The sequence below is a fragment of the endosymbiont of Lamellibrachia barhami genome, from assembly GCF_011947365.2.
In the GTDB taxonomy this organism is placed as follows: Bacteria; Pseudomonadota; Gammaproteobacteria; order Chromatiales; family Chromatiaceae; genus QGON01.
In genome coordinates, this window is the sequence record NZ_JAAVSH020000001.1 from 340,102 (window position 1) to 348,608 (window position 8,507).

The following is an 8,507-nucleotide window of genomic DNA, read 5'->3' on the forward strand; positions in this document are numbered from 1 at the left end:
GTTCCTGAGGAATGCAGCAGAAGATCCCAAGGTGCTGGCGATTAAAATGACCCTCTACCGGACCTCCGGGGAGGGAAACATTCTCAACTCCTTGATTCAGGCCGCCCGCAATGGAAAACAGGTGGCCGTACTGGTCGAACTCATGGCCCGCTTCGATGAGGCCGCCAATATCCGCTGGGCTCGTCGGCTTGAGCAGGCGGGTATTCACGTCACCTACGGCGTCATCGGTCTGAAGACCCACAGCAAATTGATCCTGGTGGTGCGGCGTGACTACGCAAAACTGCGCCGCTACTACCACGTTGGCACCGGCAACTACCATGCCGGCACAGCGCGCCTCTATACCGATCTGGGTGTTCTTGGCTGCGGCAAGGATGTTGGCCAGGACCTTACGGAACTTTTCAACTACCTTACCGGTTACTCCCCACCTCCGAGTTACCGCAAGATCCTCGCCGCCCCCTACTCCCTGAAAAAGATGTTGTTGAAAAAGATCGAGCGGGAAATCAGGCTGCATTCGGCAGAGCAGCCGGGGCTGATCCAAATGAAGATGAATGCCTTGGAGGACGCCGACATCGTCAAAGCCCTCTATAAAGCAACCACAGCGGGTGTACGAGTTGACCTCATCGTACGCGACACTTGCAGACTGAGGCCCGGTATTCCGGGGCTGAGCGAATCAGCCAAAGTGATCAGCATTGTGGGACGTTTTCTGGAACATGCACGCATCACTTATTTCCAAAATGGCGGCGACGAAGAGTACTTCATCGGCTCTGCAGATTTCATGCACCGTAATCTTGAGAGCCGGGTGGAGGTACTGATTCCCGTTGAGGCCTCCGCCTTGCGGCAGGAGTTAAGGCTGACCCTTGATGTGCAGCTCAGTGACCAGCGTTCCGCCTGGGACATGCGGGCCGACGGTAGCTATGTACAGCGCAAGCCAGCCAATAACGAAAATTCACTCAATGCTCAGGATACCCTTATCGGAGTTGCTAAACGCCGCCTTGCAGCAGCAAAGAGACACAATGAGAAGCGGATGCGCGAAAAACTTGTGAATCATTTTCAGTATCGACTGAAAAACAGTTAACCAGGGGAGGAATCATGGCTGAACCACAGGACAAAATGCTACAGAATGTTCTGGTCGCCATCGACTTCTCTCCCCACGCAATGGCCGCCTTGAAATATGCGGCAGATATTTCCAAGTGCATCGGCACCAATCTCACCATCCTGCATGTGGTACACGACCTGGCAAGCTCTCCTGGCTACTATGCCTCCAAGAAGATCAAGGGTGAGAAAAAGATCCTCAGGCGCCTGGAAGAGATTGCAGAGGAGATGATGGATGAGTTCCTGGCCAAACTCATTAAAGAGAACCCGGAACTCAAAAGCATGATCAAAAAAGCTGATGTCATGTTGGTATCCGGCCTGACAGTCACTAAGATTCTTCAGGTGGTCGAAAAGCTTCAACCTCAATTGCTGGTCATGGGGAACAAAGGCCGCAGTGGACTCAAAAACATTCTCATGGGATCGAAGGCAGAACAGGTCATTAAACTCTGTCCTATTCCGGTCACAATCGTCAAAGAATGAAATTTACCAGACCACTTTCCGGTTGGCTTATTGAACCAAACGGCATCCAGCAACTTGGGATGGGACTGCTGCTCTTTACCCTCTTTATACCGGCTTTTGCCGCCAATGATCTCCTCACCGAACCGAACTGGTGGGACATGTCGGTTCGGCTGCTGGGCGGGCTTGCACTCTTTCTGTTTGGCATGGAACAGATGGCCGGGTCACTGAAATTGGTTGCCGGCGAACGTATGAAGGTCGTACTCGCCCGGCTGACCAGCAATCGATTCATGGGTGCTCTGACAGGTGCCTTCGTTACCGCAATAATCCAATCATCCTCGGTAACAACTGTGCTGGTGGTGGGCTTTATCTCGGCCGGACTGATGTCGATGGCCCAGTCGATCGGGGTCATCATGGGCGCTAATATCGGCACTACGATCACCGCCCAGATCGTCGCCTTCAAGGTTACCAAATACGCGCTGTTGATGGTTGCCTTTGGTTTTGGCACGTGGTTCTTCTCCAAACAGGACAAGATCCGCCACTACGGCAATATGCTGTTGGGGTTGGGTCTGATCTTTTTCGGCATGAGCCTGATGAGCGACGCAATGTTCCCCCTGCGCAGTTATCAGCCTTTTCTCGATCTTATGGCAACGATGGCAAACCCGCTGATTGGCATTCTGATTGCAGCCGTCTTCACCGCACTGATCCAGTCTTCTTCAGCCACAACGGGTATCGTCATCGTGATGGCAAGTCAGGGATTCATCACTCTGCCTGCAGGCATTGCACTGGCCTTTGGCGCCAACATCGGTACCTGTGTCACAGCCATGCTCGCATCCATCGGCAAGAAACGCGAGGCAATACGCGCAGCACTGGTGCATGTCATCTTCAACATTGCGGGTGTCCTGCTCTGGGTTGCATTCATCGATTATCTGGCCGACCTGGTTCTGCTTATCTCCCCCACTTCAAGCGAACTGACAGGCACGGCAAAACTGGCTGCTGATACACCCCGCCAAATCGCAAACGCCCACACCATCTTTAATATTGCCAACACGCTTATCTTTATCGGCTTCATCGGCGCGTTTGGCCGCATTGTGGAGAGACTCGTACCAGACAGGCCTTTGGAAGAGGAGCAGATCACACGCCCCCGTTTTCTCGATGAGGAACTACTGGAAACTCCAACGCTGGCGCTGAACATGGCCAGGCTGGAGATAAGCCGTGCAGGACAGCAGGTCAGGGAAATGCTGAATCAGATCATGCCGGCCCTGCTTGGCGGAGATCGCAAACTGCTCGCAGAGATAGGCGAAATGGACGACAAGGTCGATGCACTTCACGCACAAATAGTGAGTTATCTGGGCAAATTAAGTGGAGAAAGACTCAACCAAAAACAGACAGAAACCGTCTTAAACCTGATGTCCACCATCAATAACCTGGAAAATCTTGCTGACCTCATCGAAACCGATTTAGTGGGCTTAGGTTATAAACGTCTCGAGGAAAATCTACAGATAAGTCAGGAAACCCAACGCATGCTGAATCATCTTCACACACAGGTTTCTCAAGCTGTCGAACTCGCGTTGCAAGCCGTTAAACTGCAGGATACGAATCGTGCCGACCAGGTCATCGGCATGAAGACAACTGTACAGCAGTTGTTTGATGCGGCGACCAATCATCAAGCCACTCGACTGGTGGCAGATGAACCCAACCGCCTACAAGCCTATACTCTTGAGGTCGAGATCATCGAGAAACTCAGGCGCATCTACTATTTCGCCAAGCGAATAGCAAAACTTGTCGAGGAGAGCACCGCCGATCCATTGATCGTCGAGACTGAGTGAGCAGGAGAAATCTATAGGCCGGTTCAAGCTTGCGGAACCGGCAAAACGCCGTTTGCTGTGCCGCGTCTGCTGCATGATCCACTACGTTTGATCATGCCTGAGAACCCAACCTGTTATCGGCTTTACTTGCCTGGCAAGTGTATTAGGAATCGTCTTTGCTCGTTTGCAGTTTTTGCAAAGCCAACTGGTGAATGCGCCGTGACGAACCAGCCTGCACCACGACATCCAGACCATCCAACTCGAATCGCTCTTCGACATCGGGAATGCGTTCGGTATGATCCAGCAGCCAGCGGTTGACCGTGTCTGTCGGCTTTCCAGGCAGTTCAATCCCGAAGTACCCTTCAATCACGCGCAACTCGGCAGTGCCTTCCACCAGTACCCGCCCGTCGTCGAGTTCCGTCAATTCGTTCGGTTTCTCGTCGGACTCATCGTAGATCTCACCGACCAGCTCTTCCAACAGGTCCTCCAGCGTCACAACGCCGATCATAGTGCCGTGTTCATCAACCACGATGGCCTGATGACGGGACTTGCCTCGTAGCGTCAGGATCAGTTCATCCAGCTGAATATTCGCCGGCGTAAACAGAGGTTCCTGGGCGATTTCCTTGATCAACATGTCCAGTTTTCCCGCTGCCAGCGCCTCGAAAATTTCGCGCAACATCACCAGGCCGACGATCTCATCCGGGTCATCCTCAAACAGCGGGATACGGGAGTAAGTATTCTTCAGGATCTCCGGCAGAACATCCTTCAGGGTACGCCTGGCATACAGACGAAAAACCTGCTGCCTGGGTGTCATGACATCCTCAGCCTTCAGGTCATTAAAATTGAAGACCCGCTCGATCATCTCCCGTTCATCCTTCTCGATGACGCCCTCCTCCTCTCCATGTCCCACCATGGTGATGACTTCAGACTCGGTGACGATAGGGTCCTCACTCGCCCTGGTGCTGGCTTGAATCACATTGGTCAACTGGAGGAAGGTCCAGACAAGCGGGTAGATCAGCCGCATGAAGCCGACCATCAGCGGGGCGACAATGAGCGAGATCGTCTCTGAGTAGCGGGTAGCGATGCTTTTTGGCGTGATCTCACCAAAAATCAGAATCAGGATCGTCAAAACACCCACGGCAATGCCGGGTCCATTATGTTCGAATAGATCGGTAGCAATCACAGTGGCCATGGCGGAAGCGGCAATATTGACTACATTATTGCCGATCAGAATGGTGATCAGCATTCTGCTGGGATCTGTTTTCAGGGTATAGAGGGCGTGAGCACCACGTCTTCCCTCTTTGTATAAGGATTCGGCTCGCGCCAGGGAGAGTGAGACCAAGGCCGTTTCCGAGCCGGAAAATATGCCTGAAAGCACCAGAAGTGCCGACAGCATTAAAAAATCGTTCACAAAATTCCTATTGATACCCGTCCCAGACGGGACCCTTGGGCAATTATCTGTTTTAAGACGGTGAAAAACAACCAGTTCAGGATTTTTTTCGCATCCAACCGCAGATCGGTTTCCCATTGTCACACAACGGTAACAATTATTTCATATAGTGTGCGGGCATTAAGGGACCTCTAAACGAATAAGGGATGGCAGTCTTGTGGCCCAGATTCATTTAGAGGTTTCTCAAATATCGATACCAGAGGATTGATGATGAAAAAGAGAAACCTGTTCACCCTGGCATTTGCCGCCACCTCCCTGCTGGCGAGCCTGCCCGCTGCAGCCGATCGGACCGTGATTCAGAATAAGGGTTCTGACACCCTGGTCAACGTGGCTCAGGCCTGGGCCGAACACTACCGCGACGTTAAACCCAATGTGGCGCTCGCAGTCTCCGGCGGTGGTTCCGGAACCGGCATCGCTGCCATGATCAACGGCACCGTGGATATCGCCAACGCCAGCCGCAAGATGAAATCCAAGGAAGTGGAGGCGGCCAAGAAAAAGGGCCAGAATCCGGTAGAGCACGTGGTTGGCTACGACGCCTTGGCCGTCTATATCCATCATGACAATCCTGCCAAATCCCTCTCCTTCGAGCAGTTGAAGCGCATCTATGTTCGCGGCGGCGACGCAACCAAGTGGTCGGACATAGGCCTGACAGTCCCTGGTTGCAAGAGCGACAAAATCGTGGTGGTCAGCCGCCAGAACAACTCCGGCACCTACGTCTATTTCAAGAAAGCCGTTCTGGGTAAAAAAGGTAAGTTCCGTCAGGGCACCCTGGATATGCACGGTTCCAAGGATGTGGTGGATCTGGTCGAAAAGACCCCTTGCGCCATCGGCTACAGCGGGTTGGCCTACGCCACCGACCATGTGAAGATGGCCTGCATCGCCAAGAAAACCGGCGATGCCTGCATCAATCCCAGCGTAGCGACCGCCAGCGACCGCAGCTATCCGGTTGCACGCCCGCTGTTCATGTACACCAACGGCGAGCCCACGGGTGAAATCGGAAGCTATCTCGACTGGGTCAAGAGCGATAAAGGCCAGTGCATTCTCCTGAAGAAGGGTTATGCACCGATCCGCAATGTAAGCTGCAACTAAGCAGGCTGACCTGAAGGAGTGGGGCCTTGTGCCCCGCTTGCCCTCACGCAGTAAACAACAGAGTGTAGGATGCCGGTGACGACTGCATGGATGCAGGAGGTAGAGCGAAGCAGGAAGCCAGAGCCGAGCTTGCGAACCGCATCAGGCGAATCGATGAATCACGCAAACGATGCGGTTCGCAAGCTCACCACATCCTACATGCTCTATTTTTATACTGTAGTTACTTTCTTTACACCCTCCGGGTATAAGTTTCGTTTGAGCAGACAAGCTGCTCAACTCAGCTTTATCCTCCAGCGCGGAGTATCGGCAAATGTCCCATCTTGAAGAACGTTTGGAAAATGACCTCAATAAAATCCGCAACCGCGTGGAGAAGCAGGCAGAACTGGTTGAGGCGGCAGTAACCAACGCTGTACACGCCCTGCAGACCGGTAATAAGAAACTGGCGTACGCCACCGTCCTGAACGATCTCCCGATCAACAGGACGATGCGCGAAATCGATAACATCTGTCATAAGTTCATTGCGATCCATCTCCCCAGTGGAAGTCATCTGCGCCTGCTCTCCTCGGTCATCCGGGTGAATGTGGAATTGGAGCGCGTCGGTGACTACGCAGTAACCATCGCCAGGGAGGCTGCCCAGTTGTCCAAGCCGCCTGAAGGCAACATGGCGCGGGAACTGGACCGAATGGCCAGCGAGACCCTGCTGATGCTGCGTCAGTCCATGCGGGCCTTCAACGATCTCAACGCTGAAATGGGCAAAAGCACCAAACTGTTGGCCGATCAGATGGAACATAATCTGGACAGCATCTACACTGAAATAATGGGCAATCAGGAGCACGGCAAGGTAAAGGATATACTCGCCGTTTTCGTGGTTTTCACCCAATTGAAAAGGGTCGCGGATCAGGCCAAGAACCTGTGCGAGGATGCGATTTTCGCCAGCACCGGGGAACAGAAGGCGCCCAAGGTCTACAAGGTGTTGTTCATCGACGAGGACAATGGCTGCAAGAGCCAGATGGCCGAAGCCATCGCCCGCAGGAACTACCCCGAAAGTGGTGAATATCTGAGCGCCGGCCGCCAGCCCGCCGCCAGTCTGAATCCCGACATGGTCTCCTTCCTGGAAAACCGGGGACAGAACCTGAGCAACGTACAGCCGTCCTCGCTGGCAGACCTGACAGAGCGCACGATCTCGGACCAATACGTCATCGTCAGCCTGGAAGGCGATGTGTCATCCTATCTGCCCGGGATCCCCTTCCACTGCACTGCCCTTGAGTGGGATTTGGGTCCGGTGCCGGAGGCCAGTGACGAACAGGGTTTCGAAAACCTTTACCGCGCAATCTCGTTGCAGGTCAAGGATCTGATGGAACTGCTGCGTGGCGAAGGAGCCTCCTGATATGTCCGCAGTCAATCCACTACAACAAACAACGGCGGCGGACTTTGACCGCCGTAATCTCGATTGGTATTTTGACAAACTGGTCCAGGTACTGGTCTTTATCGCGGGTATCTCCGCCATCATCTTCGTCATCGGAATCTTTACCTTCATCACCGTGGAAGGCTTCGGTTTTCTGTTGGAGGATTTCACCTTCAGCGAGTTTTTCTTCTCAGAGTTCTGGGACCCCAGCGATGAGGATGCCCCAGAGTACGGCATCCTGGCGCTGGCCGCGGGTACTGCCGCCGTCACCGGACTGGCGATGATCGTGGCCATCCCCTTTTCACTTGGGGCAGCTATCTATATCGGCGAATTCGCCACCGGCAAGACCCGGGAGTACCTCAAGATCCTGGTCGAGCTGCTGGCAGCCATCCCCTCCGTGGTCTGGGGTTTCATCGGACTCTCCATCATGAACCCGTTGATCATCGAGCTGTTCGATGTCCCGGTGGGACTCAACGTGCTCAACGCCGGGATCATCCTGGGGTTGATGGCGGCGCCGATCATGACCTCCATCGCGGAGGATGCGCTCAAAGCGGTGCCTGACCGTTACCGAGAGGCGGCGGAGGCGCTGGGGGCCACCCGTTGGCAGGTGATCTTCAAGACCGTTCTGCCGGCAGCCAAAAATGGCCTGCTGGGCGCAGTACTTATGGGTCGTGGCTTCGGTGAGACCATGGCGGTACTCATGGCCACCGGCCACGCGGTGAACATCCCGGCAGCCTGTTCGATTCGGTGCGCGCCCTGACCGCCACCATCGCCGCCGAACTGGGAGAGACCGCCGTGGGAACGCCCCACTATAAGGTGTTGTTCACCATTGGTAGCTTCCTGTTTGTCGTCACCTTCTGATCAACCTGACCGCAGACCTGATCGTCCGCGGCGTGCGCAAGGGTAAATCACGATGTTTGCAGAATCCGCACTCAACAAAAGAAACAAAAAGGTCCAGGGCCTGTACAAAACCCTGTTTATGCGATGACCATCATCCTGATCGTACCGGTGGCCGTGATCCTGGGCACCCTGATCTACAAGGGGGGAGGCATTATCTCCATCGACTTCCTGTTCACCGACCCCACCAATGGCATGACCGAGGGCGGCATCTTTCCGGCCCTGCTGGGCACCATCTGGATCGTCGCCGTCGCGCTGCTGGCCTCCGTGCCGCTGGGAGAGCAATACGTAACTGAACGAAGTACAATGT

7 protein-coding genes and 1 pseudogene are annotated in these 8,507 nt (G+C 54.2%); 7 read left to right on the top strand and 1 reads right to left on the bottom strand.

Annotation, left to right across the window (positions count from 1 at the left end; translation table 11 throughout):
* The 3 genes from ppk1 to G9Q73_RS01385 all read left to right on the top strand — a co-directional run.
* The coding region (gene ppk1, locus G9Q73_RS01375; protein ID WP_177418153.1) for a polyphosphate kinase 1 at positions 1-1,075 on the top strand (1,075 nt) is incomplete at its 5' end.
* A 14-nt stretch (positions 1,076-1,089) separates the two neighbouring features.
* Positions 1,090-1,572: a universal stress protein gene (locus G9Q73_RS01380; protein WP_177418154.1), complete on the top strand. Its 483-nt coding sequence runs from the start codon at positions 1,090-1,092 to the stop codon at positions 1,570-1,572.
* The gene (locus G9Q73_RS01385) at positions 1,569-3,377 is read left to right on the top strand and encodes a Na/Pi cotransporter family protein (RefSeq protein WP_246344903.1); all 1,809 of its coding nucleotides are present in this window, start codon (positions 1,569-1,571) and stop codon (positions 3,375-3,377) included. Before G9Q73_RS01380 ends, G9Q73_RS01385 begins: the two co-directional genes overlap by 4 nt.
* Positions 3,378-3,519: 142 nt before the next feature.
* On the opposite strand, the gene G9Q73_RS01390 is transcribed toward G9Q73_RS01385, so the two are convergent.
* Positions 3,520-4,767: a hemolysin family protein gene (locus tag G9Q73_RS01390; RefSeq protein WP_177418155.1), complete on the bottom strand. Its 1,248-nt coding sequence runs from the start codon at positions 4,765-4,767 to the stop codon at positions 3,520-3,522.
* Positions 4,768-5,016: 249 nt separating this feature from the next.
* On the opposite strand from G9Q73_RS01390, the gene G9Q73_RS01395 reads away from it, so the two are divergent.
* The 4 genes and pseudogenes from G9Q73_RS01395 to G9Q73_RS19290 all read left to right on the top strand — a co-directional run.
* On the top strand, positions 5,017-5,895 hold the full coding sequence (locus tag G9Q73_RS01395; RefSeq protein WP_246344905.1) for a PstS family phosphate ABC transporter substrate-binding protein: 879 nt from the start codon (positions 5,017-5,019) through the stop codon (positions 5,893-5,895).
* Positions 5,896-6,205: 310 nt separating this feature from the next.
* Positions 6,206-7,282, top strand: coding sequence for a PhoU domain-containing protein (locus tag G9Q73_RS01400; RefSeq protein ID WP_177418157.1), 1,077 nt, complete (start codon positions 6,206-6,208; stop codon positions 7,280-7,282).
* A 1-nt stretch (position 7,283) separates the two neighbouring features.
* Complete coding sequence (pstC, locus tag G9Q73_RS19285) at positions 7,284-8,060, top strand: phosphate ABC transporter permease subunit PstC (protein ID WP_246344907.1); 777 nt, start codon at positions 7,284-7,286, stop codon at positions 8,058-8,060.
* A gap of 224 nt (positions 8,061-8,284) precedes the next feature.
* A pseudogene (locus G9Q73_RS19290) lies at positions 8,285-8,507 on the top strand (hypothetical protein); the annotation flags it as partial.

Bases quoted from the DNA above. Each gene is read 5' to 3' on its own strand.
- G9Q73_RS01380 (WP_177418154.1), top strand. From the start codon at position 1,090: ATGGCTGAACCACAGGACAAAATGCTACAGAATGTTCTGGTCGCCATC.
- G9Q73_RS01385 (WP_246344903.1), top strand. From the start codon at position 1,569: ATGAAATTTACCAGACCACTTTCCGGTTGGCTTATTGAACCAAACGGC.
- G9Q73_RS01395 (WP_246344905.1), top strand. From the start codon at position 5,017: ATGAAAAAGAGAAACCTGTTCACCCTGGCATTTGCCGCCACCTCCCTG.
- G9Q73_RS01400 (WP_177418157.1), top strand. From the start codon at position 6,206: ATGTCCCATCTTGAAGAACGTTTGGAAAATGACCTCAATAAAATCCGC.
- pstC (WP_246344907.1), top strand. From the start codon at position 7,284: ATGTCCGCAGTCAATCCACTACAACAAACAACGGCGGCGGACTTTGAC.